General features: G+C 39.6%; 28 protein-coding genes. 13 read left to right on the forward strand and 15 right to left on the reverse strand.

What is annotated here, in order from left to right; all coding sequences use genetic code 11:
• Nucleotides 1-36: 36 nt before the first annotated feature.
• The 7 genes from MB14_RS14985 to MB14_RS15015 form a co-directional block, all read right to left on the reverse strand.
• A complete protein-coding gene (locus MB14_RS14985; protein WP_062593000.1) occupies nt 37-711 on the reverse strand; it encodes an SCO family protein in 675 nt (224 codons plus the stop codon).
• Complete coding sequence (locus MB14_RS14990) at nt 701-1,291, reverse strand: toxin-antitoxin system YwqK family antitoxin (protein WP_132643961.1); 591 nt, start codon at nt 1,289-1,291, stop codon at nt 701-703. The genes MB14_RS14985 and MB14_RS14990 overlap by 11 nt, the downstream gene beginning before the upstream one ends.
• Complete coding sequence (locus tag MB14_RS14995; protein WP_062593002.1) at nt 1,278-2,075, reverse strand: YHYH protein; 798 nt, start codon at nt 2,073-2,075, stop codon at nt 1,278-1,280. The genes MB14_RS14990 and MB14_RS14995 overlap by 14 nt, the downstream gene beginning before the upstream one ends.
• A 23-nt stretch (nt 2,076-2,098) precedes the next feature.
• On the reverse strand, nt 2,099-2,353 hold the full coding sequence (locus MB14_RS15000; RefSeq protein ID WP_062593004.1) for a hypothetical protein: 255 nt from the start codon (nt 2,351-2,353) through the stop codon (nt 2,099-2,101).
• Between the two features lie 82 nt (nt 2,354-2,435).
• Nucleotides 2,436-2,882, reverse strand: a complete 447-nt coding sequence (locus MB14_RS15005; protein WP_132643962.1) for a hypothetical protein — start codon at nt 2,880-2,882, stop codon at nt 2,436-2,438.
• Between the two features lie 162 nt (nt 2,883-3,044).
• Nucleotides 3,045-5,690 carry an ABC transporter permease gene (locus MB14_RS15010; RefSeq protein ID WP_062593008.1) on the reverse strand — a complete coding sequence of 882 codons (2,646 nt, stop codon included), beginning with the start codon at nt 5,688-5,690 and terminating at the stop codon, nt 3,045-3,047.
• 153 nt (nt 5,691-5,843) lie between these two features.
• Entirely contained in the window at nt 5,844-6,188 is a 345-nt protein-coding gene (locus tag MB14_RS15015; protein ID WP_062593010.1) for a PadR family transcriptional regulator, read from the reverse strand.
• Nucleotides 6,189-6,452: 264 nt separating this feature from the next.
• Here MB14_RS15015 and MB14_RS15020 point away from each other — a divergent pair, with 264 nt between their 5' ends.
• Entirely contained in the window at nt 6,453-8,933 is a 2,481-nt protein-coding gene (locus MB14_RS15020) for a hypothetical protein (RefSeq protein WP_062593011.1), read from the forward strand.
• A gap of 2 nt (nt 8,934-8,935) precedes the next feature.
• Complete coding sequence (locus MB14_RS15025) at nt 8,936-10,054, forward strand: carboxypeptidase-like regulatory domain-containing protein (protein ID WP_062593013.1); 1,119 nt, start codon at nt 8,936-8,938, stop codon at nt 10,052-10,054.
• 83 nt (nt 10,055-10,137) lie between these two features.
• On the opposite strand, the gene MB14_RS15030 is transcribed toward MB14_RS15025, so the two are convergent.
• The 3 genes from MB14_RS15030 to MB14_RS15040 are packed head-to-tail and all read right to left on the reverse strand — an operon-like array spanning nt 10,138 to nt 12,290.
• Nucleotides 10,138-11,103, reverse strand: coding sequence for a M23 family metallopeptidase (locus MB14_RS15030; protein WP_062593015.1), 966 nt, complete (start codon nt 11,101-11,103; stop codon nt 10,138-10,140).
• Between the two features lie 28 nt (nt 11,104-11,131).
• The gene (locus MB14_RS15035; RefSeq protein WP_062593017.1) at nt 11,132-11,767 is read right to left on the reverse strand and encodes a hypothetical protein; all 636 of its coding nucleotides are present in this window, start codon (nt 11,765-11,767) and stop codon (nt 11,132-11,134) included.
• A 1-nt stretch (nt 11,768) separates the two neighbouring features.
• Nucleotides 11,769-12,290, reverse strand: coding sequence for an RNA polymerase sigma factor (locus tag MB14_RS15040; protein WP_246032560.1), 522 nt, complete (start codon nt 12,288-12,290; stop codon nt 11,769-11,771).
• Between the two features lie 318 nt (nt 12,291-12,608).
• Here MB14_RS15040 and MB14_RS15045 point away from each other — a divergent pair, with 318 nt between their 5' ends.
• On the forward strand, nt 12,609-13,406 hold the full coding sequence (locus MB14_RS15045) for a LytTR family DNA-binding domain-containing protein (protein WP_062593019.1): 798 nt from the start codon (nt 12,609-12,611) through the stop codon (nt 13,404-13,406).
• A gap of 101 nt (nt 13,407-13,507) precedes the next feature.
• Nucleotides 13,508-14,755: a S41 family peptidase gene (locus MB14_RS15050; protein ID WP_062593021.1), complete on the forward strand. Its 1,248-nt coding sequence runs from the start codon at nt 13,508-13,510 to the stop codon at nt 14,753-14,755.
• A gap of 301 nt (nt 14,756-15,056) precedes the next feature.
• On the opposite strand, the gene MB14_RS15055 is transcribed toward MB14_RS15050, so the two are convergent.
• From MB14_RS15055 to MB14_RS15075, 5 genes are all read right to left on the reverse strand, one after another.
• A complete protein-coding gene (locus MB14_RS15055; RefSeq protein ID WP_062593023.1) occupies nt 15,057-15,461 on the reverse strand; it encodes a lysozyme inhibitor LprI family protein in 405 nt (134 codons plus the stop codon).
• A gap of 382 nt (nt 15,462-15,843) precedes the next feature.
• On the reverse strand, nt 15,844-16,467 hold the full coding sequence (locus MB14_RS15060; protein WP_062593024.1) for a hypothetical protein: 624 nt from the start codon (nt 16,465-16,467) through the stop codon (nt 15,844-15,846).
• Between the two features lie 106 nt (nt 16,468-16,573).
• Nucleotides 16,574-17,155, reverse strand: coding sequence for a YdeI/OmpD-associated family protein (locus MB14_RS15065; protein ID WP_062593443.1), 582 nt, complete (start codon nt 17,153-17,155; stop codon nt 16,574-16,576).
• Nucleotides 17,156-17,236: 81 nt separating this feature from the next.
• Nucleotides 17,237-17,788 (reverse strand): dihydrofolate reductase family protein, encoded by a 552-nt coding sequence (locus MB14_RS15070; RefSeq protein ID WP_062593027.1) that lies wholly within the window; start codon nt 17,786-17,788, stop codon nt 17,237-17,239.
• Between the two features lie 56 nt (nt 17,789-17,844).
• Nucleotides 17,845-18,153, reverse strand: coding sequence for a DUF6122 family protein (locus MB14_RS15075; protein WP_062593029.1), 309 nt, complete (start codon nt 18,151-18,153; stop codon nt 17,845-17,847).
• 190 nt (nt 18,154-18,343) lie between these two features.
• Here MB14_RS15075 and MB14_RS15080 point away from each other — a divergent pair, with 190 nt between their 5' ends.
• The 9 genes from MB14_RS15080 (at nt 18,344) to MB14_RS15120 (ending at nt 26,279) form a co-directional block, all read left to right on the forward strand.
• Nucleotides 18,344-19,633: an aminotransferase class V-fold PLP-dependent enzyme gene (locus MB14_RS15080; RefSeq protein ID WP_062593031.1), complete on the forward strand. Its 1,290-nt coding sequence runs from the start codon at nt 18,344-18,346 to the stop codon at nt 19,631-19,633.
• A 615-nt stretch (nt 19,634-20,248) separates the two neighbouring features.
• Entirely contained in the window at nt 20,249-20,986 is a 738-nt protein-coding gene (locus MB14_RS15085) for a phenylalanine 4-monooxygenase (protein ID WP_062302229.1), read from the forward strand.
• A gap of 22 nt (nt 20,987-21,008) precedes the next feature.
• Complete coding sequence (gene hisH / locus MB14_RS15090; RefSeq protein WP_062593033.1) at nt 21,009-21,593, forward strand: imidazole glycerol phosphate synthase subunit HisH; 585 nt, start codon at nt 21,009-21,011, stop codon at nt 21,591-21,593.
• A gap of 142 nt (nt 21,594-21,735) precedes the next feature.
• The gene (gene hisA, locus MB14_RS15095; RefSeq protein WP_062593035.1) at nt 21,736-22,452 is read left to right on the forward strand and encodes a 1-(5-phosphoribosyl)-5-[(5-phosphoribosylamino)methylideneamino]imidazole-4-carboxamide isomerase; all 717 of its coding nucleotides are present in this window, start codon (nt 21,736-21,738) and stop codon (nt 22,450-22,452) included.
• Between the two features lie 23 nt (nt 22,453-22,475).
• Entirely contained in the window at nt 22,476-23,237 is a 762-nt protein-coding gene (gene hisF / locus MB14_RS15100; RefSeq protein ID WP_062593037.1) for an imidazole glycerol phosphate synthase subunit HisF, read from the forward strand.
• Entirely contained in the window at nt 23,234-23,848 is a 615-nt protein-coding gene (hisIE, locus tag MB14_RS15105) for a bifunctional phosphoribosyl-AMP cyclohydrolase/phosphoribosyl-ATP diphosphatase HisIE (protein WP_062593039.1), read from the forward strand. Before hisF ends, hisIE begins: the two co-directional genes overlap by 4 nt.
• A 59-nt stretch (nt 23,849-23,907) precedes the next feature.
• A complete protein-coding gene (locus MB14_RS15110) occupies nt 23,908-24,741 on the forward strand; it encodes a transporter (RefSeq protein WP_062593041.1) in 834 nt (277 codons plus the stop codon).
• Between the two features lie 14 nt (nt 24,742-24,755).
• A complete protein-coding gene (ctlX, locus tag MB14_RS15115; RefSeq protein ID WP_062593444.1) occupies nt 24,756-25,670 on the forward strand; it encodes a citrulline utilization hydrolase CtlX in 915 nt (304 codons plus the stop codon).
• Between the two features lie 243 nt (nt 25,671-25,913).
• A complete protein-coding gene (locus MB14_RS15120) occupies nt 25,914-26,279 on the forward strand; it encodes a hypothetical protein (protein ID WP_062593043.1) in 366 nt (121 codons plus the stop codon).
• Nucleotides 26,280-26,317: the final 38 nt, after the last annotated feature.

Below are 26,317 nucleotides of genomic sequence, written 5' to 3' on the forward strand. Positions count from 1 at the left end.
ATATCAAACCGTTTTGTTTGGGTGGCCACGCATTGATTAAGGCAAACTACTTTCGTTTTTCAGTGTTTTAATGTCGGCAATCAATTGGTTTATAGCTACTTTGTTCAGGCCGTTATAGATGCCCCTGATGTGTCTGTTTTGATCTACCAAAACAAAGTTTTCAGTATGAAGAAATTCATCCTCTGTTCTTTCAATACCTTGGTCTTCTTCAACAAAGTATGATTTTCTACCTAAATCGTAAATGGTTTTTCTGTCACCTGTGAGCAAAATCCATTTGTCTGAATTGATCCCTTTGGTTTCAGCATATTCCTTTAACACTTCGGGTTGATCCCATTCAGGAGTAACTGAATGTGAAAGCAGCATGATTTCATCATCGTCTATAAAGGCTTGTTGCACCAATTCCATATTGGAAGTCATTTTAGGGCAAATACCTGGACAGGTAGTAAAGAAAAAGTCGGTAACGTATATTTTACCAGCTAGCGTTTTCTCTGTAACCGTGTCGCCTAATTGATTGATTAAAGTATAACCTGGAATTCGGTGATAGTTTTTAAGAGAGTCGCTTCCCGGTTCAATCCAATCGGGTGTAAAAGTGGCTTCATGATAATAAGGCAGCGTTTCCGTTCTGCTGCTTACTTCTGTCTCTTCTGTTCCTGTTTTTGAACAAGCAAAAGAGAAAATGACAAGGCTTAGTATGGCTAGTTTAGTCTTCATAGGTCAGGGTTTCATCGTTTAATTGGTAACATAAGTTGGCCCTTTGTAAACCGAATATGCGTCCGTTTTTCGCTTCGTAATTCACATAGATTTTTCCATTTTCACGCCATGCCCTTTGAATACCTACTTCTTTACCATTTTCTAGATTGGTTTCCTTAAACAATACACTAGACTGATACCATTTCTTTTGGACACCGTGTAATACCCCATTCAAATAGGTGGATTCTGATCTTAGATTGCCGTTGCTCCACCAAGAATAGCTTTTACCTTCAAGCAGCCCATCAGTATAATTAGCCTCAAAACTTTTAGATCCATCTGGAAAGTATTTGGTTAAAAGTCCATCACGTTTCCCTTTCGAGAAATTCGCTAATTCGGATTCAAGACCATTTTCGGAATAGCTTATGGCTGTTCCGCTAAAAGGAGAATCCTTATAAAGGAATAATCCGTGATTGGCATCTAAAACCAGAAGTTTACTATTGATTTTCAGGGTTGTCCTTTTTGATTCAAGGTTTTTACGAAACCCAAAAGAGCAGATTGCAGTGAGAAACAATAGTCCTAATATGATTTTAATTGATCGCATTTGGAGTGCCTTGATAATTGCCAGGGAATAAAATATAGTACTGGTTTAAGTATAATTCATTTTGAGTATGGTAATGATATACCGCCTCTGAATGGTGCTGGGTTGTGCTAGTATGTCCACCTGAAGCATCCAAATCAGTAGGGTAGGTATCTATGGAGTTACACTTTCTTCCATATAAAAAGAAGCCGTCAGAAATAATCCCAATTAGCTTCTCATCATCATTAGACCAGGCTTTTGGCTCCAAATGATAATGATAACTCTGTGGACCAGTATGTGCTCCTGTGTAGTCTAATGAGGGCGCAGCATTGTCAAGCGGCACATTAGGGCCTTCTTGATCGTTGTAAATTACAGCGCCACTAATGGCAATGCCGATAGCTCCTAAACCAGTGGCAGAACTACTACTGGCTTTAGTTGGACTGGCTGGAACTCTCAAAGTGTAAGAACCATTGAAATCATCGATATTACCAGGAGCCATTTGCGCAAATGAGGTTACGGTTGGTTCCACAAATAGTGCATGGTTTGACGATGCCGCAGAGGTTGAAATCCCATCAGTAGTTCTTGCCGTGGTATTGGACCAATAAGGAGAGGTGTGATTGGGTAAACCATTGGTTTCGATCACCACATTGCTTCCGTCAATATAAATGGTCAGGTTGTCTGTGTCAAATTCTGCAAAAGCGGTTGATAATTCTGCATCAATTTCGGTATCGCCTGAGTCGTCAGAGTTGCCGCAGCTTAATGCTAAGCAAGTCATTAAAAAGATTGGGAATGCTGTTTTATAATTCATAATGATTGTTTTTCTATTGGATGCTATTGTCTTCTAAAACTTGTGGTCTTTTGAAAAATAATTAAGTTTTTATTTAAGTACCTTGTTCTTTTGGGCATCCCGTTCGATTCGATAACCACATTCTCTCCATCAATGTATATAGTGGTGTTGTCTTTGTCAAATTCTTCGAAGGCAGGTGGAAGTTGAGTTTCTACGACCTGAGGTTTGCTTCTATTCACCCAAAGTCCAGCGATGATGGCCACTGAAACGAAAAATCCTGAAATGATTTTGTAAGTCATATTGCTATTTTTTCTATTGGATGACGGCCGAAAGAAAAACTAGTGCTATGGAGAAAAAAAGTTGGACAGACGAATAGAACTCTTACCGTTTTCTGCTGTATTTCCGCTTTACCGTACAGGTTTCGGTGCTTCCTGAATTCAGAAGCTCTGTGGTTGTAATTACTAAGTTGGGTCCGGTTAATACGTATGTAGAGTTGATGTCAATACTGTTAGGGAAAATGGGAGGGCTAAAAGTTATTTTTTCGCTTAGGGCTATGAAAGTACCTTTTTGTACGAGTTCACCATTTACGGTGTATTCATAGCTTGAGTTTATCAGTGTTTTTAATTCAATATGCTCTTCTTGACTACGGCTAGGATAGGTGCTGCCTTGACTACAGACGGCTTCTTCTTCTGTAAAAACCCAAGTAGTAAAAAAATCAGGATTTGTGATATGTGTTATAGGAGGTTCCTCATATCGACAAGAAGTAAGAAAGAAGCAAGACACTGAAGTGACTAATAATAGGAATGTACGCTTCTTAAATCTGAACATAGGTGTTTTTATAAGCAATTATTAGGCCATGGGTGGAGGTTGTGTTCTGTCTTATGTTTAAACCGTGTCGTAGGCAAAAGGTTACGAAATGTAACGCCAGTCATTAAAAGAAAAAAACACTGGTCAGACCACACGAATTAGTCTGACCAGAAGTAAGTATGGTTATTCTGACCTTAAACTTTTTACGGGATTTGCTATGGCTGCTTTAATGGCCTGAAAGCTCACGGTGACAATAGTCACCAAAATGGCTCCAGCCCCAGCTATGGCAAACACCCACCAATACAATTGGGTTTTTACTTCGTAGCCATCAAGCCAGCCTTGGAGAACATTGTAAGAAATTGGAATAGCAACAAAGCAGGAGATTATAACCAGTAAGGTAAAGTCTTTCGAGAGTAATTTCCATAGGTTGATTACACTGGCACCAAGTACTTTTCGAATGCCAATCTCTTTGGTGCGTTGTTCCGCAACGAATGCCGAAAGCCCGAATAACCCCAAGCAACTTATAAGAATCGCTAGCAATGTGAAAAAGCTTGCCAGACTACCAATTCTCAATTCTGCCTCAAATTTTCTGTTGTAATCGTCATCGGCAAAATGATAATCGAATGGTGCTTCGGGAAGTATTTCATTATAGACTTTTTCAATTGCCGGTAATGATTGGCTAGCGCTTACATTTGGGTTGAGCCTAATAAACATATAACTCATATAGTCTTGTTCCTGATCTAAAAACATGACCGATTGATCTGTTTGCTGAAAAGGAGAACCTTTGATCATGTCTTTTACCACGCCAATAATTGTGTAATTTTTGGCTTCTCTCCATCCAGGGTTGTACCTAACTATCGTTCCGATAGGGTTATCAAGGTTCATTTCCTTCAAAGCAGACTCATTAATAATGATGGCATTTTTATCCGTTTCTAAATTTGGGTCGAAGTCGCGCCCAGCAATAAACTCCATGTCTACTGCATCAGCATATCCGTTTGAAATGGTAATTGTGTTGAATGACTTATCGTAGTTGGGATCCATGCCTTCCCAAGAAAAACCATGGTTCCAGCCAAAGGTGCTCGTTACCGAGTAATCAGAGAAACCGACAGCTTCGGCCATACCTGTGTTAAGAATTTCCTTCTTTAATAGTTCTTTTTGATTTCTAAAGTTAGGAGATGCTGGCGCTAAGGTAATCATGCCTTTGGGCGAATATCCGATAGGTCTATCTTTGGCTGCCTGAATCTGGTTGTTCACGGTTATGGTGCCAATGATTAAAGCAATTGAAATAGTGAACTGAAACACTACAAGCACCTTACGAGGAATGGATGCGCTTTTCCCAAACTTAAGTCCACCTTTAAGCGCCTTGAGTGGTTTGAAACTAGAAAGATAAGCGGCAGGGTAGGAGCCCGCAACGAGTGCTGTGAAGATTATGAATGCAACACCAAACAACCAAAACTCAGCGATATTCCAAGGGGCGACAATAGCTTTTCCTGCGGTTTCATTAAACCAAGGTAGTAATGCTTTAAGTAGTAAAAGTGAAATTAAGAAGGCCGCCAAAGTATAAAGTAATGACTCAATGTAGAATTGAGAAATGAGCTGTTTTCTCATTGAGCCTAACGTTTTCCTAATCCCCACTTCTTTGGCTCTTTTTTCAGAGCGAGCGGTGCTCAAATTCATAAAGTTGATGCAAGCCAAAAGCAGTACGAAAATACCGATGGCGCCATACAGCCTCACAAATTTCATTTCACTACTCAATACTTGCTTTCCATCTTCCCATTCCGACCTTAAATGCCAGTCTTTCATTGGATGGAGAAACAAGGTTTGACCTGATTCTTTAGCCCAATCATCATAATGGCTCTTTACTTTTTCAGCAATGAGCGCTGAAAGATGATCTTGGTCAACATTGTTGGCTAGCTGAATATAGACATCAATATTGTAATTGTTCCAAACATTGAATGCTTCTGGTGTTTCTCCAAGTAATAATGATAGACGGGAAAAGAAGGTGGCATTACTGAACTTGGAGTTTTTTGGCAGGTCTTTATAAACTCCGCCTACCAAGAGGTCGGCAGAAGAATTGATCTGAACGTTTTTTCCTACGGGATTCTCATTGTCAAATAGTTTTGCTGATAATGACTCAGAAAGCAGAATCGATCTTTTCTCTTTGAGCCCCTGAGTTGTTCCATAAATCATTTCTAGACTTAAGGCTTCTGGGCCTTCTGGCTGAAGAAAAACACCGATCTGCCTAAATTTCAATTCTCCATTTCCGATTACTGGTGCTTGAGTTCTCGACCTGACCATAAACAGGCTTTCAATCTGATCGGGAAAGGACTCTTTAATAAGTGTACCCATTCCAGTTGTCAGCGAATTGCTTACTGAAATACCTCCTTCTCCGTTGTCTTCTGCCCGCAATACCTGAACAATTTGCTGATAGTTTTTATGGTACTTGTTGTAATTGAGTTCGTCCTGAACCCACAAACCGATGAGCATAGCCACTACTATACCCATGGCAAGACCAAATATGTTAATAAAAGAGTAGCCTTTGTTTTTGATCAGCTGTCTAAAGCTGACTTTAAAATTGTGCTTAATCATGGCGTTGTTGTTAAATGAGTTTTTGTTTTTGAAGAATTTAAAAGCAAAGGGGCGCATATAGTTAATGACCTGAAACCAATAATTGCGCTTTGCTTTTCGGGCTGAATGTTGTTTTAATGTTGAATAGAATTTCTCGTCCAAATCGCCCAAAACCTCTTCTGCCAGTTCATCTTTGATAAACCAGTTGAGCAGCTTTTCAGCCAATCGGGGAGGACTGATATGGTTTTTGGTGTTTTTCATTGTTTATGAATCGTCATTGCGAGAGAGGTCCTTTTGCGCTAGCAATGGAGCGACCGAAGCAATCTCATAATCGTTATCTCGAGATTGCTTCGTCACAAACTTCCGCTACCGCGAAGCTTGTTTCTCGCAATGACGGTCTGAAGTGCAAGGGGCTTAAACATTAAAGTTTAGTTTACTACCAGCAAAGGCCGGAAACTGATTCCATAAAGCAATTTTAAAATCTCTAGCCTCTTGTAGCGTTGTCTGACCAGAAGCCGTGATGGTGTAAATTCGTTTTCTGCGCCCACCACGTTCAGCAGTAGATTCACCCATTTCCGATTCCAGAAATCCTTTCTCTGTTAATCGATTGAGGGTAGAGTGCACCGCCCCAATGGACACGGCCCTATTAGTTTGCGATTCAAACTCTTCGGCAATTTTAAAAGCATAGGCTTCTTTATCTAAAATGCCAACCAAGAGCAGAAGTGTTTCTTCAAAGTCTCCTAAGCGTGTTTCTTTCATAACTTACTAGATTGTAGAACAAACATACAAAACAAATTTTAATATGTTCTACTTTCTAGTAAGTAATGTGATTGTTCATTTTAGCTCTAGAGTTTCAGTAGTTTAAATTAATTTTAGTAATAAAAAATTTAACCATAATAAGGTCATTCTTATTATAAAGTGTTTTATGGTTTTGAAATAATGCTGTAACTCAATACATTGAACTAAGTTATACGTTGTTTTTATTTTTTGTGTAGTTCTTGTTTTCAACCTTATCTAACCCTTATGAAATCCAAACTGACCATTTGCTTCATTCTAATTTGCCAGAGTTGCTTGGTGTTCGCTCAAAAGGCTTCGGGCATTGAAGAGATTAGCCAGTCGCTGGAAAATTACGATACCTCTTTTCCCTTCGAGAAAGTCTATGTTCATACCGATAGAAAGTACTATTCGGCTGGTGAAATGGTGTGGCTTCAAGCCTATTTGGTTGATGGAAAAACGCTTGAACCCTCTGGATTGAGTGAGAACATTATGGTCGATCTGTATGATTCGGAACATAAGCTTTTGGCGCAGCGGAAAATATATTCGAATGGCGGTTTTGGTAATGGCGACATTAAATTACCAAGCGATTTAAAAGGAGGGGTTTATATTTTAAAAGCCTACACCAACTGGATGAAGAATTTCGATGAGGCCTTTATGTTCGAAAAGAAATTGGTGGTGATGGATGGTTCATGGACGCCAACCCAAGTAAATAGTAGTGAGGTAGACGTTCAGTTTTTTCCAGAAGGCGGCCACTTGGTAGATAACGTAAAGAGCAGAGTTGCCTTTAAAGCCATTGATATTTCTGGTAGAGGTGTTTCGGTTACGGGGCAGGTGACTGACGAGTCGGGTAACGAAATTACAGAGTTTAAAACAGAGCATGACGGAATGGGGACTTTTTCATTCACACCAGAAATAGGGAAGAAGTACAGTGCTAAAATTGAAGGCAGTTCAACAAGTTTCCCTTTGCAAACGGTGGAAGATAGAGGTTTTGTTATTGAAGTAGACAACAGTAATATGAACCTTTTAAAGCTGAAATTGCGATCTAATGAAAACACGAACAAAGCGCAAAACTATAGCTTAATCATTCATGCTAAGCGTCAGTTAATTTATGCCCTAGAGCTCAAACTTACAGAAAATGAGAACCTGATTACCTTGCCTAAAATCCACTTTCCTAACGGTATTTCGCACATTACTTTATTCGATAGCCAATCGAATGTTGTTTTGGAACGACTGATTTTTGTGGATAATCCCAAAGGAAAAATCACGGTGAGTACCGATCAGGAAACTTATGAGTCCAGAAGTAAAGTAACTGCCAAAATTGATGTAAAAGAATCGAACGGAATGCCTGTTGAAGGTTTATTTTCTGTAAGTGTTTTGGATCTGGGGCAAACGCTCGACAGAGCACCCCACCAAACCATTTATTCTGATTTATTCCTCACTTCTGACCTTAAGGGCTACATCGATAACCCGATGTATTACTTTGACCCCAACAATGAAAAGGCAAAAGCACACTTGGATTTGGTAATGATGAGTCATGGCTGGACACGTTTTTCTTGGGATGAAATCTTACAAGGTTTGCCCGAACCAGAATACCAAGTGGAAAAGGGGCTGTCTATATCTGGAAGGTTGATGAATTCATCAGGAAAGAAACCACAGGCAGAGGGTGAAATCACCATGATCAGTCAAACAGACAATATGGAACTATTCAATACAACTCAGACAGATGAAGAAGGGGAGTTTAGTTTTAATAATCTTAGATATTCTAATACCGATAATGTGATTTTGCGTGGTATGGGGCGTAAAGGAGATAAATATGTAAAAATTGTGTTGGACAGCACTACGAATACACCTGCGCTCAGTTCGGCCTTTAAATCACGTTTTGAAACACAAGAGATTAAACCAGAAGAGATTACAAGCTATACAGAAAAAAGTAACTTCCGCAAATCCTATGTGGTTACCTATGGTTTTGACTCCCTTATGTTCAGGGACCTAGGTTCTGTAACTGTAGAAGGAAAAAAGCGAGGAGAAACCGTTTCTCGAATGGCAACTAGTGTTTATGGACCTAGTAATTATGTGATTAATTTCAACGACATTAATATAAAGACCTATATTAACCCATTTGATGTATTAGAACTTAGAATCCCTGGTTTTAGAACCAATATTGCTGGTAATAATGGTAGTCAGGATAATCTAGCCACATTCGATGGAGCTGGACGTATGACTAACTACGTTAGTATCAGAAATCCTGGGGGAAATGCAAAAGAGGGAAAGGGGGCTACAGGGAATGATAATATGCCGCGCCTTTTGTTGGATGATAAACTGGTAATGTATGATCATATAGTTTCCATGTCACCAAGCATGATTGATCGTGTGGAGGCTTACTTTGAAGAAACTGTCATTGGAGGGCAACCATTAGGTTGGGTATTGGCTTTTTATTCTAAAGAAGAGGGAGCCAAAAATGTGATCACCAAAAAGCTAAAGAATGGTTATGATAAACCAAGGGAGTTTTATGCTCCAAAATACGATGTGAAGGAACCAACACATAACCAGCCAGACCGTAGGGTAGTGCTTTTTTGGAAACCGATGTTACTGATTGAAGACGGTGAAATCTCATTTGACTTTTGGAATAGCGATACGGATACAGAAGTGATGATTGACGTTCAAGGACTTTCAATGTCGGGTGAACCCTTTCATTTGGTGAAAAGCTATAAAATCGAAAAGAAATAAACATGGTTAGATTTAGATTCTTGTTCAGCTTAATGCTTATTATAAGCAGCTTGACTTTAGTTTCACAAGAAGGCTTTGGCCAAATTAGAGTACTGAAAGGTAGGGTAGTAGAGAAAGAGAGTGGAAATCCCATCAGCTATTGTACGGTTGCTTTAGTGGGTACATCTTTGGGAAGCATATCCGATCAGGACGGCTATTTTGAGATTAAAGACCTGCCCAATGAGAGCCTCAATATTGTGGTTTCTCACGTTGCTTATGAAAATAGAATATTGGTGTATGACCCGAAAAGGCTTCCTGAATCCTTAATTATAAAGCTCGATCCAGCAGTAGTTGAACTTGATCAAGTTGAGATAAGCACGAAGGGCAAAGGTAGAGTTGCACGGAAAAGACGGAGAGAGATAGGCGACTTTTACAATATGGTTTTAGGCACTGGCTATGATGACAAGGATATTGAGCTTACAAATGCAGAAATCATCGACCTAAAAGACTTGACTTCTAAAAGCACGATCTATAGCGCAAACTATGATCTCAATTTTGTTAATCAGCACCTTGGCTATCAGATTGACTACTACAATTTTGCATTTTATATGGCCGATAGAGCGAAATCGTTTTTTGGTTACCCTGTTTTTACAGAAATGAAGCCCGAAAATGAGGAACAACAAGAGCAGTGGGAGACTAATAGAGAAAAAGCTTACAACGGTTCATTAACGCATTTTTTGCGTAGTTTGATAGAGAATAAAGTGGCAGAAGAGAATTTTTTAGCAAGCCTTACCAACTATAACCCTTCGTCATTCGATTCAAAAAAAATGAGTAGAAAGACCGAAGTGATTCGAATCGATTCAACAGGGTATTCAGAAGGAAATGTCCATTTAACCTATCATAAAGAAAAGGAATTCTACGAGTTGAGCTTTGATGGCGTAATTGAGGTTTTTTATGTGGGACCTGGAACTGAAGAATTAGAAACCACTCCTTTGAGTTACATAAAAGTCATTGGAACAAGGGCCATTGTTTATCCGAACGGTGTGCTGAAAGACCCACTTTCTATTATGACTTATGGCTATTTGGGCAATAAAGGCGTGTATGAAATGCTGCCGTCAAACTATATACCCACAAAGAAATAAGGATAGAAAATCACTTTATTTGGTGATGAAAACGGGGTTTCAGCTTTAGCCAAATCCCCGTTTTCAATCCGAGTTAAATGTTCTTAATTTGAAATGCGATCGCCTTTAATGGGAGAGTAGTCTGTTTTTACTTTTCCGTTTACCTTAATGCTTTTGAAATAACTTTTAGCCCCAGTGGCTTGACTCATTTCTTCCATGTTTTGAATATGGAAATGAAGGTGCGGTTCAGAAGAATTGCCTGAATTTCCACTCAGTCCCAACACCTGTCCTTGGGTTACTTGGTCGCCTTGTTTTACTTTGATTGAATGTTGTTTGAAGTGAGCGAGCAGGAGGTATTCATTATTGGCCGTTTTAATGATTACAGTATTACCAGTCACGAAAAAAGGGTTCATAGTGCCTGGTTTGTTGTCTTTAACTCCATCCACTGCCAAAACTACTTCGCCAGCCGCAGGTGCCAATAGCTCTTTACCAAAAGCATAATAATCTTCGTTTTTACTTCCGTCACCGCTGAAGGATTTACCATTTTCATCCATGATTAAGAAGTCAAAAGCTCCTTTTTGTGCAGGAGTGGTTACGTGGTAATTCAGTTCTTCGGTATCACCTCCCCAGAAAACTGTCCATTCACCTTTGAAGGGTAGTATTAAACTCGAAATGTTACGCTCCAATATCGGTTGACTATCGTCTTGATAGGGCTTTAAATGTAAACCGTTGATTTTTGAGTTTTGGTCTGTTGAAAGGTTTAGACCGAGTATGGTCCGATCGAATTGAGCTTTGTATAGCGCCACCGTACCTTGTTCGTATTTAACAAATTCTAAATTTTTGAGTGTGCCAGCCTGTGACTTTACATTTTCAAGAAAGGTTAAAGTCTGATCTAAAGGCAAAGCGGTTTTCATTTCGGGTGAAAACATATCAAAAATGGCCTTGTATTCATTTTGATTGAAATACTTTTTGAATGCAGAAGAAGTTTTTTGTGAAATCTCCTTCTCTCCTTGTGCGAAAGTCATGGTACTAATGCCAAAAATGATGAGTAATGCGATTAGTTTTTTCATGTGTTGTATAATTGAGTTCCTTATGTGTTTATTCTTCTTCCAGTTGGTCTTGAATACGTTGGATATCGGCAATGAGTGGGTTAAGCGTTTTCTTTACCGCCCGTTTATTTAACCATACCACAAAGGCGTAGAAGGCGGCTAATAAAACAATCAATGTGATTTTACTTCCCGAGTCAAAGGGCAAATGTTCCTTCAAACCAGAGGAATAGCCAAAAATATCTGGATTGCCTAAGCCTAATATAAATGCGACATTCAGTAGAAAAGGAGGGCCAGCATACCAGTACAATACGGTGTCTAAAAACCTGTGCTGCGCCATCATATTGCTTTTTTGGTGTTCCAACTGAGCCTTGAAGGGCAATGTAAGGTCTTCGTTTTTTTTGCTAAGCTGAAGTTTTCTAAAGCGATAAATCACATAAACTGACCATACTATCGTGAGTATGCTTGCGACTCGGGTAATGGGAAAGGGGATGTCATAAGCGAAATAGGCAAACATCGGGATAGTGATGAATGCAGCTATAATCTCACGGATATCTCTGTTCCTGATTACCTTTTCAATGTGATTCAGTTTGTTCTTGAGTTCCATCACCAATTTTGATAAATCGACTTGGATTCTCTCGGCCTGCGAAGAGCTCATCCATATTTCTTTTAGTTCTTGTTCTGTCATCTTATGCCAATTTTGGGGTGATACAGTCGAATAATAATTTTCTAATACGTTTCATTTTTACGGCTACATGGTTTTCAGTCAAACCAGTAATGGTAGCAATTTGCTTATAAGGAAGGCCTTCGAGCAGTAATACTAATAAGGATTGATCCGCTTCGTTTAATGTAGCAATGCAGTCGTGAAGTGCCTTGTACCTTTCTTGCTGACTTTTGTCTGGGCCAACTTCTGCCAGAACAAACTGCAAGGAGTCTAGCCTTACCGTTTTCTCTTTGCCTTTGTCTAGTTTCAGTTTAGATCGCTGACAAACATTCAGCGCAATTTTATAGACCCAAGTATCAATGCCTGAATTGCCTTTAAAGGTGGAAAAGGACTTCCAGATTTGATAAACCACTTCCTGAAACAAATCTTGCGGCTCTAAAGGAGCAACGGCATAAACACGGCTGATCCTATAGATTTTCTCCTTGTTGCTTTCTAGCACTTGTTCAAAAGTCATTGGCGCATTGTGCTGATGTTCGAAGTTTTCCATTGTCTATTAATATTAGTGACAAGGCCTTAAAAAATATGACAGCATTTTTGAAATTTATTTTCTTAAGCATACTACGGCTTTTGAAGAGTTTCTGCAAAAGTGGTTTTTAAATGCTGATTGAGTGCATTTTTGGCTCAACCGCTGGGTTTTACCGAGTGATAGTTGGTTTTACTTCTTTCATTTATGATGTCACTCGGCAAAGCCAAGCGACTGTAGTAAGATTTTCGATCAATCAGTAGAGCATAAATTTTTATGTTTTCTATTTTTCAACCTTGAAAAGAGCGGCTTTTCCAATATCATTGTAAGCCAAAGCCAGATATGTTAAAGCAGCATTACCCATTCGACCCTTCCATTAAACATCATGTACTAATTGCATTGGGCTTGGCGGTTTGGGTATTCGTTTTTCTGTTCTTTACCGAACCGCTCGATGTAGGTCAACTTTACTTGAATGAGAAGTTGACTTATCTGCCGCTCTACGGTCTTTTTGGCTCCATTTGTTATCTGATTTGCTTGCCCTTTCAGCATTGGTTGTCTAAAAAAGTAGGGCAGTGGCCTGTTTGGGCGGAACTCACTTTTATGTCTTTCGTCATCATCATCGGTTTTGTGGCTACCCGCTTGGTGTACTATTATTTGGTGGTGGACTCTGACCCATACGCTTACACCATTTCCTATTTTGCTACTGCCATTTATTTGCCTGCGGCACTCACCGTTTTCCCTATCGTGGCCATTGGCCGTTGGTCTTTCGGTAAGTACAAAGAGAAGCGTTTAGAGAATGATAAAATCGAAATTAAAGGCACTGGAAATTACGAGAGTTTGCGCCTGCAATTGAACGATCTTATTTGTATTCAGTCGTCTGATAATTATGTAGAAGTGACTTTTAATGAAGGAGGGAATTTAAAGACACAGCTGATCAGAAATAAGCTGACAGCCGTGGAGGAGCAACGGCCAGAATTGATCCGAACCCACCGCTCTTTTTTGATCAATGCTTATCATTTTAGACAATGGAAGACCGGAAATCGTAAAGTGAATGTGATGCTTACAGGCGACATTGAAGTACCTGTTTCAAAAACTTATCAGGCTGCAGTAGAAACAGCCGTCAATTCCACCACAGAATAGTGTGATTTCGCCACAAGCCTTATTAAATAGGTTTAAAGGCCGATTTCTGTTTGTACGTTTGAACCAGTCCCCCCGAAGCTTCGGGGCATAAACAAACAGAAATGAAAAATTTACTGACCCTAATTTTCCTTATTACTTTAAGTTTTAACCTTTCGGCACAAGCCAATTGCGACTGCAAACCCGAGCTTGATTTTGTCTATGCGCAGATGAAGAAGATGAACTCATTTAAGCATCAGGTAAAAGGAAATAAGAAAACTGAATTCGAGAATTTATACCAACAACTTCGTGGCGAAATGGCCAATGAAATGTCCAAGGTCGATTGCTTTTGGAAGCTCAATCAGCTAGAGCATTTTGTGAATGATAAGCATGCCGAAGTGTACGAGCCGAGACCAGATTATACGATGGACGATATCTTCGATTCTACATTTATAAAAAGCTACCGAACCAGCGATGCCTTCAAAAATCACCCCAAGGTGGGCCTGGATTTAACGCAATTGAAAGCCCAATTGAAATCTAAACCAGCATCGGGTATTGAAGGCATCTACAATGCGGGCAGCAGAATGAAATTAGGTGTTTATCGTATTGATACAGATAGCTTGGTGGGAGTGGTGTTAGAATCCCAGATCAGTATTTGGGAGCCGGGACAGATCTATGCTTACATCAAGGAAACCGACTCGCCTTCACGTTTTAATATTGTCTTCTATGGTCAGTTGTATAAGAACTTGGTTTTTGCTGAAGAGCAGCTTTTTGAAAATGGGCAGTTGTTTTCTACTACCCGAAAAGAAACGAAGGATGAGGCCTATGATATTGTAAACGTAACTTCCGATGAGGCTGAAAGCTTCAAGCTGACTCGCTTGAATGATGATGTGCAATACGTTTGGATGAACAGTTTTAACAGAAGCACTATGAGGAAAAACAGAGACCAATTAGTCACTCAAATCGAAAATGAACTGAACTCGCCTTACTTGATTGTTGATTTGAGAAACAATGTGGGCGGCTCGGATAAAATATCTAAGCCGATTATAAAAGCCATAAAGAAGAGCAAAGCGCAGGTGTATGTACTGACGAACTTCTACACGGGCAGTAACGGAGAACTCACTACAGGACGCTTAAGAAAATTGAAGAACACGGTTCATTTAGGACAAACCACTTATGGTGCGCTGGGCTATGGTACTAATTACGGTAGAACATACACTTCGCCATCGGGGATGTTCACTTATGCACCAACCGATATGCGTCAAGCTTCTTTTCTTCCCTATGAAAACGAAGGAATTGGCCCTGAAATTAAGCTAGGGGCCAACAAAGACTGGGTAGAACAAACTCTAGCTATAATTGAAGGGGGTAAGTAGAAGGCTGAAATCACTGAAGAGACTGGGTCAGATGTGTTTGACTGCTGTCTAATCCAAAAGAGACTACCGCGAGGAGGTCTCTTTGCTTTTATTGGTGGTGTAGTGAAACCGCAAAGTGCGCTAAGTAGCGCAAAGCCCCATCACTTACCGTCACTCTGAGGTTGAGTTTGAAAAACGAAACCGCGAGAGTCTGTTTGTACGGAGAGGAGGTGCTAAGTACAGACGCTCCGAAGCCTCGTAGCTCAAGGTTTACTATCTTTCAGCCTGTAAGGGTTTGTTCATTCTTTTAGAATTAATTCCGCTACTCGTCTTTATTCAAATATTGCTTGATGAAATAATTAATTCGGTCGAGAACATAAGTAGCTTTCCTTTGATATTTAAACATCATTCCATCTTGCCCGCCTAACCCGATATCTTCCTTATTAATTTCGTTGAATTTCTTGTCCCTTGCTTTTAACCATGATAACTGAGCCGTTTTTAAATCGCTTTTTTGCTTTTCGGTCATGGGTTTTCTAATATGGTTGTATACCACATTCAGCATACTGTCAATTTGAGTATAATAGTTTCTTTCACAGTCAAGCATAAACCTGCCCTTGTCTAAACATTTCTGGTTTGTTTCTGCTAAATGCTCAAGGTCTTTACCGAAATCTTGCGCTTGTAGTATTACGGCATTAAGTAATATGGATAGACAAATAATCTGTTTCATATTTATTTAAAATAAGCTTCTTAATTCAGGTTACGGACACTTATGCCTACCGTTGAGCGGGCTTGTAGTGCTTACTTTCCAAGATAACTGTTTTCGATAATTATGAATCAAAGGGAGAGTGCTCTTTTTGAACGATTATGGCTTATTGGTGCTTTGATGAAACCGCAAAGTGCGCTAAGTAGCGCAAAGTTCCATCACTTACCGTCACTCTGAGTGTTTTTGAGGCACGAAAAAACCGCGAGAGTCTGTTGGTTTGGAAAGGAGGTGCTAAATAAAGCGGACAGAGTCCTTGATTAATAAATTAACACAGGTTCTGCCTACTGGCAGATAAATCGGAGAACCTGCGACAGGAGGTTGCTACCTTAACTGGTGTGAACAAAATTTAATTTAAGGTCAGAATTTCATCAAGTTTCATTTTATTAAATGAATCAATCTCTTTATCTAGAAAAATAAGGTATTTATCTGCCTGTTCTGGCAAATTGTGATGATTCAAACAGTCGATAATTGCACCTATATAGTTATAAGACTTTGAAACCTTAATCATATCTCGATTCAAGTTCTCAAGTGTTTTTGTGGAAATTATTTTTGAGCGTTTTTCAAAACCTTTTTTTGTTGCTTTACTATGTTGAACAGAGAGAGTGTCAGAAGATAAATTTCCTTCAAAATCTTTCCAACCAAGCCTATATGCCCCGTGAACAATAGTGTTTCGTATTTGTGGTAACTCAACTATTTTGGAAGAGAGCTTAAGGTTTAACTGGCTTAATTTAGGATAGGCTGTAAAGCTGTCGGAAATAAGGGAATCAAACTTTGACCTCAAAGGGTCAGCTGTAATGTTTTCAATCAAAGAGCCTATGTTTTGAGTTTGTAGTTTTGACTGCTTATCTGGGAAAATAATTTTTGGAATTAAGAATCTAAGCCAATCGTTAATGTCTTCAAATCGTACAACAAACTCTCCAATTAAGGCGTATTGCGTTTGGATATCAATTTCAGTAAATTTTTCACTCATCAATTTTTGCTTAGGTTACATTTCGGCCATGTACATAATTTGTATATCATCTAATTTATCAAAACTTCCTGATAACATACCAATAATGTTGGCGATGAAAGCCGTTCTACCTAAACTGTTTTGGCTTCAAGTTTTCACTGGCGTTTTCTGCGATTTCTAAAATTCGCTTTTGTCTTGTTTCTGGTCTTTTAGCAGAGATTACCCAGTGCAATAAAATCTTTTTAGCGGACTTACTTAGGCCATCAAAGTAGTCTGTGGCGCCTTTGTGATTGGCCAATGCTGCTGTTAAATCTTCTGGAATGACAAGGGCTTCAATTTTATCTAAGAATGTCCAAGAACCATTCTGTTTTGCGGTCGCTATACTGGCCAAACCCGCTTCGGTCATTTGGTTGTTTTGAATGAGCTGTTCTACCTTTTCTTTGTTTACTCTAGACCACATGCTATTCGGCTTTCTTCTGCTGAAATACTGCATGTACCTTTCTTCGTCAATGGTCTTTTTGGTGCTGTCTATCCACCCAAAGCAAAGGGCTTCATCTACGGCTTCGCTCCAAGTAATAGAAGCAACTTTTGTGGATGTCCTAAAATAAACCAGCCAAACAGACTGTTCAGACGCATGGTTTTTTGCTAACCATGCGCGCCAATCTGCTCGGCTTTTAGGGCAATAGGTTTCTGCTTCCTTGTTACTCATTTCATTCACTTTCTGGTCTATTGCTTTATGATCAGCGTTAAAGATTCGTTGACACAAATCTATACCCAAGAAGTGACAACCCTATGTCAGTAGTTCGTTATGTTTTTTTCGTTTGTAATGCAACTGAATTAACCCCGTGTCAAATGTTTTAGCAGTTACAAATTCAAGCAGTTGTTCGGGGCGCCCATCTTTAAATAACCTTGTTCCATTTCCTAGCAAAACTGGAATGATTGAAATAATAAACTCATCAATCAAGTCATTTTTTAGAAGTTCGTTGATTACCTCTGCACCTCCATCACAATAAATATTTTTACCGTTTTCAGATTTTAGTTGTTTAACTAAATCCGTCAAGCTTCCTGTGTAAAAGGTGGTTCTTCCAACACTTGGTCTTTGAGTTCTTGTAATGACATACACATCTCTTTGTCCATTGTCGTAATGAGATGAACCGATTTCTTTTATTACATAATCATAGGTTTTTCTGCCAATAATCAGCGTGTCAATGGTTTCTGTAAATTGCTCATAACCATAGTCTTCACCCTCCTTTTCTACTAGCTTTAAGAAACTAAGGTCGTCATTGGGTTTTGCAATGTAACCGTCTAAACTTGTGGCAATGAAAAGAGATATTTTTCGCATTTGTTTTAAATTTTAATGTTTCTGCAAAATTAGCTTTGTCAACCTTGGATGCGTCACTACATCATTAAGCAATCAATATAATCAGTAAGCATATGAAAGAGTAAACCTATGCCGATAATTCTGAAGGGTTTTTTGAGAAAGAGGAGCGCAACGTAAAAGCCCATGGCATAATAGGTATGCAGAAAATGAAAATTGATGCTGCATCGGCCGGGGTCGAAAATTGGGTTGGCGAATAAGTGATCTAAATCTACAAGCATAGTCGCCAGTAAAATCAAGTAAGTCTTCTTCCAGTCCTTTTTGAAAAATACCAGAGCAATCACCAAAGGAAAACCGAAGTGCAAAAAGTAGTGAATTAATGATTGCATAAAGGCAATGGGTTAAGAATACAAATGATGTTGAGTATCTTCAAAAATATCGTGTTGCAATAATCATAAAATAAATGAGGTTTAGAAATGAAATGCCTTGATCAAGCTATTGAATGATTTTTTGATTTTAAATTTGACAACGGCATGATTTACTAACTTAGAAGCCAAATCACCATTAAAATTTTTTGAGATGAAAAGAAGATCCCTACTTCAAAAACTCGCAATAGGCGCAATTTCACTGCCCTTCATTGGTCGTTCCTTAGACGAATACTTACCTAAAGAGAGTATTGCAGAATGGAAGGGAGAGTTCGATCTGACCAAAACTCAGGATGAAGCATTTTGGAAAGACTTTAAGAAAACTCACTACGATGTAAGCGACAAGTGGATCAATCTTGAGAACGGTTATTTTGGGGTACAGCCAAAAATGGTGGTAGACGCTTATGTAGAGTCCATTAAAAAAGTAAATAGGGAAAGTTCGGCCTATGCGCGAAGAATTTTTAATCAGCAGGATTTCGGCCCTGTTATGGACACCTTGGCTGAGTTTTCGGGAGCAGAACGTGAAGAATTGCTGATTACCAGAAATGCCACGGAGGCGCTGAATATTCTGATTCAAGGCATCGATTTTCAACCAGGTGATGAAGTGATTTTTAGCGAACAAGATTACCCAAGCATGATTGAGGCTTTTGAAATGCTTGAAAAAACAAAGGGTATTATCATCAAGCGTATAGCGCTGCCGATGATTCCAGAGAGTGATGCACAAATTGTAAGCTTATACCAAGCGGCCGTGACTAACAAAACACGTTGTATTCTAGTCACTCACCTAATTCATTTAACAGGACAGATTATGCCAGTAAAGGCCATTGCAGATATGGCCAGGCCGAAAGGAGTGGAGGTAATTGTGGATGCTGCACACAGTTTTGCGCATCTAGATTTCAAAATTCCAGATTTAGGCTGTGATTTTGTGGGTGTCAACCTGCATAAGTGGTTCAGTGCGCCTATAGGCATGGGGCTAATGTATGTGAAGAAAAACAGAATCAAAGACCTCAGTCCAATGTTTGGTGATGTAGGCCAGCGCGAAGATAATATTAACAAATTGGGCCACTTCGGAACGCTATCATTCCCTACTTTACTTACGGTGCCCAAGGCCGCAGAATTTAATAATATGGTGACCATCCCCGTGAAAGAAGCACGACTTCGGTATTTGCAAAACTACTGGACAAAAGAAATAGGAGGGATTGCTAATGCGGAGTTGCTTACGCCTATCGAAGCAAAAAGAAGCTGTGCCATCGCTACCTTCAAACTACGTAACCTAGATGCCGATGAAGTAATCAAAAGGTTGTATGATGACTTTGGCGTATTTACCGTAAAAAGGAATCTACCAGAGAATGAAGAAGGCATCCGCGTAACCCCAAATCTATATAGCTCAACTTCCGATGTAGACCGATTACTAGAGGGTATTCAGAAGTTAAGTAAAATGTAAGAAACAGGTAGGGCATCTTTAACCGCGAAGGACACTAAGTAACGCAGAATGTATACTATACCTCAATCGCTCGGTTGTACCGAGTGATGGTTAGCTTTTTAATTTAAGTAGTCACTCGGCAAAGCCAAGCGATTGTAGAGCACCAATAGTCCACTTGAAGTCATCCTGTAAGGATCTTTTTCAGAAACACAGAAAAGTTTGACTTGTGAGGCGTGAAAGGATTCCTACGGAATGACTTGCAAGATGGATTTACAGCATTAACGGACAGAGTCCTTTGGTTCATAGAGCGTCACAGGTTATGCCAAAGGGCAGATGAAACGGAGAACATGCAAAAGGTAGCTTTTATTAGACTTTAAACAATAAACCCTAAACAGGTTTTCACTCCACTCAATTCTTTTTTAAAAAAAGGATTGCCAATTCGGAAATGCATTTTACCTTTGGGGCAATGTTACATAGCAGCGCACATCATTATTACTATTACTACCCGAACGATCGGAACGGCAGCGCTATGTAAATTGTATAGAAACAATTAATCAAACATATAAGACCCGATTCCGCAAGAATCGGGTTTTTTGTTTTTTAGCCCATTCCAGCGGAGTCTTTAACAAGGAAAGAATGAAACAGATTTATGAGAATTACACAGCCGAAGACCAGAAAGTATGGGGTATCCTCTTCGACCGACAGTTTCCTAGTTTGCCTAAAGCCGCAACTACCGAATTTACCAAGGGTTTAAAGTTGGTGAACTTCACCAATGAAGGAATTCCAAACTTCGAGAAAACCAATGAGATACTTCGTGGTTTAACAGGTTGGGAGATTTACGCAGTGCCCGGAATTGTGGAAGATGGTCTTTTCTTTGAGCTTATGGCCAATAAGAAATTTCCTGCTACTACCTGGGTGCGAAAAATGAGTCAGTTGGATTATTTGGAAGAGCCTGATATGTTTCACGATGTATTTGCTCACATTCCATTGCTCACCAATCAGGCTTTTGTAGACTTCCTTCAGGCCATCAGTCAGTTTGGTCACGAATGGATTGAAGACGAATGGGCAATTCATTTATTGTCAAGGATTTACTGGTATACCATTGAGTTTGGTTTGATCAGAGAAGAGGGTGAAGTGAAAATATACGGAGCAGGAATATTATCGTCTGCGGGCGAAACTAAATACTCGTTGAGCGATGAGCCCAACCACTTTGAGTATGATGTAGATAAAATCTTAGAAACACCTTACAGAAAGGATAAAATGCAAGAGAATTACTTTATTATTGAGTCGTATGAGCAATTGTATAATTCTCTGCCAGAGATTAAATCTAAAATTGAAGCGAAATTAAAACAAAGAAAAGAAGCGGTGGTTTAAACCGCTTTTTTCATTCAAACATATGAGTGTAGTTATTGTAGATTATAATGCGGGCAATGTGCAGTCTGTTACCTATGCTTTAGAGCGTTTGGGCGTTTCTCCTGTACTCAGTGCCGATCCGGAAGTGATTCGCTCTGCAGACCGCGTCATTTTTCCAGGCGTGGGCGAAGCCAGTACTGCCATGCGATTTCTGAAAGAAAGAAAGCTGGATGAAGTGATTAAAGACTTAAAGCAACCTGTTTTTGGTGTTTGCTTAGGTTTGCAACTGATGTGCGCTCATTCCGAAGAAAACAACACCGATTGCCTTGGCATCTTCGATGTACAGGTAAAGAAGTTTGAGCCTACGCTGAAAGTGCCTCAGATGGGCTGGAATAATCTAGAGCATACTACTGGTCCTTTGTTTAAGGGAATAGAAGCTGATAGTTATGTGTATTACGTGCATAGCTATTATGCAGAAACCAGTGAGTATACCATTGCTACCACTGATTACGTGAATACGTTTAGTGCAGCTCTGAACAAGGATAACTTCTATGCTTTACAGGCCCACCCCGAAAAAAGTGGAAAAGTAGGAGAGCGCATCCTTCAGAATTTTCTTGATATCAAGTGAATCGGTTGATCAGGGAAACAGTGGGGCAGGAAATCAGGAAACAGGGAATCAGCAAAGAAAGATAACCCTATCTCTGGATTTGAGTTTTTCCTAATTGACTATTGACTATTGACTATTGACTATTGACCCAATACCAGAAACAATGCACATCATACCAGCCATAGATATTATAGATGGAAAATGCGTTCGGCTCACGCAGGGCGATTACGCTCAAAAGACCGAATACGCTTCCGATCCGCTTATTGTAGCTCAAAAATTTGAAGCCGCAGGAATCAAACGACTTCACGTAGTCGATTTAGATGGCGCTAAAGCTAGCAAGATCGTAAATGAGCCTACACTCAAGAGAATCGCTTCAAATACCAGTTTGCATGTAGATTTTGGCGGTGGTGTAAAGTCGGATGAAGCGATTGATACGGCTTTTGCAGCTGGCGCAGCACAGATTACAGCAGGAAGTATTGCAGTGAAAGACAAAGCTTTGGTACTGAGTTGGCTTAAGAAATATGGTCCGGATAAAATTATTCTCGGTGCCGATGTGCATCACAATGAAGTGCGTATTAACGGTTGGCAAGAAGGTTCGGGAATGAATATTTTCAACTTTCTGGAAGACTATGTGAGCGCAGGAATAGAATACGTGATATGTACCGATGTAAGCAAAGATGGCCTGTTACAAGGCCCTTCATTTGATTTATATGATGATATTCTGAAGCGCTACCCAAAGCTAAAGCTGATTGCGAGCGGAGGAGTGGCTGAACTGGATGACCTAAAGAAATTAGAGCAAGCTGGCATGTTCGGAACCATTGTAGGAAAGGCCTATTATGAAGGAAGAATTAGCCTAGAGGAACTGGCCTCTTTTGAATAAACTAAGAACTTAAAACCAAAAAGGTGTTAACAAAACGAATAATACCCTGTCTCGACATTAAAAATGGGCGCACCGTAAAGGGAGTCAACTTTGTTGACTTACGTGATGCAGGCGACCCCGTAGAGCTTGCCGCTATATACGCTGCAGAAGGAGCCGATGAATTGGTGTTTCTGGATATTACCGCTACGGTGGAAAAGCGAAAGACGCTGATAGAATTGGTGAAGCGTGTGGCGGCCGAAATCAATATACCGTTTACTGTAGGTGGAGGTATTTCTTCCATTGCAGATGTATCGGCTTTGTTGAATGCAGGGGCAGATAAGATTTCGATCAACTCTTCTGCCGTGATGCGTCCTGAATTGGTTAGTGAACTGGCCGGTGAATTCGGAAGTCAGTGCGTGGTGGTCGCTATCGACTCTCGCTTTGTAGAGGGCGAACACATCGTGCATGTAAGTGGAGGGCGTATTGCTACCGAAAGAAGAACTTTACTTTGGGCGAAGGAAGTAGAGGAGCGAGGGGCGGGTGAAATACTCCTCACTTCTATGGATCATGACGGAACCAAAGCTGGCTTCGCGAATGAACTTACGGCTAAAGTTTCGGGCTCAGTGTCCATTCCTGTCATTGCTTCAGGAGGTGCGGGCAACCAAGAACACTTCCTCGATAGCTTCACAATCGGCCTTGCCGATGCTGCTTTGGCAGCCAGTATTTTTCACTTCAAAGAGGTGTCAATTCCAGATTTAAAAAATTATTTAAAGGGCTATAATATCCCGGTAAGAATAGAAAAATGAGAGTACTAAAAAACATAAACGAAGTAGACTTTTCAAAAGGGGATGGACTGGTTCCCGTTATCATTCAAGACCAAGTTTCTAACAAGGTATTGATGCTCGGTTACATGAATGCTGAAGCCTTGGAGAAAACGCTGTCAGAAGGTAAAGTGACTTTCTTTAGTCGTTCTAAAAACAGATTGTGGACAAAAGGTGAGACTTCAAATAATTATATTAATGCGGAAGAGGTTTTGATCGATTGTGATAGCGATACCTTATTAATCAAGGCAAAACCAGAAGGCCCAACATGTCATAAAGGAGATGATACATGTTTCGAAGAAAGTAACGAAATTGGAGTTGAGTTCTTAGATCAGTTAACGCAAGTGATTAAAGAGCGAAGAACAAAAACGCCAGAAGAATCGTATGTATCTCATCTGTTTTCGAAGGGCATGAATAAGATTGCGCAGAAGGTAGGAGAGGAAGCAGTAGAGTTGGTAATTGAAGCAAAAGATAACGATGAATCACTGTTTTTAAATGAAGGTGCGGACTTGTTATTCCATTATATGGTGCTCTTGGAAGCCAAAGGTTACGCTTTAAAAGATGTAATCTCAATTCTTAAAGAAAGACATAAGTAGAAAGTGTATAAATATCTGATTTATAATTTTTAATGTGAAATTTTTAGATGAGTCGAAAAATGAAAAGGAGCGTAATTTTTGCCATGTTGGCTTTCAGCTTGATGGCCAATGGAGTTTTCGCACAAGAGGCGAACGAAGGAGCTATGGGTTCAATAATTACGGATCGTCCTACACAGACTTACTCCTCGTTTGTGGTGCCAAAAGGTGCTTTTCAAATTGAGTCGGGGATCGGGTACTCAAGGGCTGCTTTCTCAAATTCTATTGCAAATGCTGTAAACCTTCCTGAGGATTATGCATCCGAAAACTTTACTTTGAACTTCCTACAATTGAGGTATGGGCTTAGTGATAAGTTGGAGTTAAGGCTGGCTCAAAACGTTTACATCAATCGTATAAAGTTTGATGGGGATGTAATTAATAGACGGGATGTTCAATTTGCTTCAACTTGGATAGGTGCAAAGTTTCATGTTCTAAACGAAGATGGATTTGTTCCTAAAACCTCGTTTTTAGCAGAGTATGTTACCGATATTTTTGATGAGGATATGGGGCAGGATTTGTTAAATCTTCGATTCAATTTTTCCAACACTTTAAGCGAGAAACTGACTTTGGGTTACGGTCTTGGGGGCTTCGTTCCTACCCAAAATGGTCCTTTTTATTTAGAGTATTCCATGGTAGGTTCATATGCTTTTCAACCCAATTGGGGAGCATTCCTTGAGTTGTTCGGTACCCTACGAAATGACTGGGTAAATACTCATAATGTAGATATGGGTGTAACTTATTTAGTGAACAACAATCTTCAATTGGATGTGTACACTGGCTTCGATTTAACTAATAACTTTGGAGAGACAGATTTTATTTTTGGATTGGGGTTTTCCACTCGGATTCTCAAGAAATAATGTTTCTTTGCGGCATGTCTAAACAAGCCGCCAAACGAATCATGATGATGAGGCCGAAGCATTTTGGTTTCGATCCTTCGACCGCTCGTTCAAACTCATTCCAGAACCGAGAAGGAGCAAATGAAACGAGCACAATTGAAAACCAGGCTAAACTGGAATTTGAAGGGGCTGTGTCTAAGCTTCGTTCAGAAGGGATTGATGTGATTGCCTTAGATGATACCGATCATCCTATTAAGCCCAATGCTGTTTTTCCGAATAACTGGGTTTCTTTTCATGACGATGGGAGAGTGGTGCTCTACCCTATGATGACTGAAAGCAGACGGTCGGAAAGAAGAGATGAGGTATTGACTCAGCTTTCTGAAGAAGGAATTAAGATTAATGAAGTAGTTGATCTTTCGGTATTTGAGAAGGAGGATAAATTTTTAGAAAGTACCGGAAGTGTAATTCTTGATTACGATTATAAACTTGCTTACGCCTGTGTTTCTACTCGCACGCATCCAGTTGTATTAGATAAGTTTTGTGAACTAATGTGCTATGAACCTATTGTTTTTGAAGCTTTTAATAAAACAGATGAGGCTATCTACCATACTAATGTGTTGATGTGCTTGGCTGCGGAGTATGCCGTGATTTGCCTAGATGCAATTCCTTTTATTCAACGCGAAGATGTTATAAGTGCTTTGGAACGTACAAATCACGAGGTAATAGAGATTACAATGGATCAAATGTATGCTTTTGCGGGTAATATGTTGGAGGTAATCAATAATGAAGGTGAGTCGGTGTTGGTCATGTCTAAATCTGCTTTTGATTCTTTATCGGAAGACCAAAAATCAAGTATAAAGCAATATTCAAAGCTGTTATGGGTGCAGATACCTACTATTGAGAAGTACGGAGGAGGCAGTATACGTTGTATGATGTGCAAAGTGGAATAGGCTTTTTACACTAAACCAGATGTGAAACCAGTTACTTTTTTGTTTATTTGAACGGTTGATTATTTAGTTTGAATGGTTGATTGTCAGTCATATATTTGGTGGATCTGAAGTTTACCTAAGTATAGTTTCGTATTTATTCTGATCATTAGAATTATTTGTAACTATCTGATAGTGAGTAATTAATGATTGGTTTATGCCTGATTAGATGTATATTTGCTCCCTTAATTTCAATAAGGAGTCACTATGTTGTTGATTGTGGGGTACGAAGATGAGATGGACTACGTCTTTGGGAAAATAGAAGGAGAATTGACTAAGGATATTGCTAGTAGTTATTTTTCAAAAGTGGCTAAAGTGGCCGAAGAGCATAACTGCTATAGGGTATTTACTGATCTTAGAGATGCTCAACTGATTGCCACAAGAAGGGAGCTAGAAATTATGGCTAAAGAATTAAGAGGGGTTGGGGTTGATTTCAGCTATAAAAGAGCAATCTTGATTTCAGAGAATATTAAGGATTATAAGGTCTGGGAGAATTTTAATTTCCACAATGGCTTTAAAGATATTCGCTTATTCTCAAACGAAGAAGTTGCCTTGGAATGGATTAAACAATAAAAGGAACACAACTTCAGATAAAACAAAGGCCGAATGAG

The organism is Roseivirga ehrenbergii, assembly GCF_001593005.1.
GTDB lineage: Bacteria > Bacteroidota > Bacteroidia > Cytophagales > Cyclobacteriaceae > Roseivirga > Roseivirga ehrenbergii.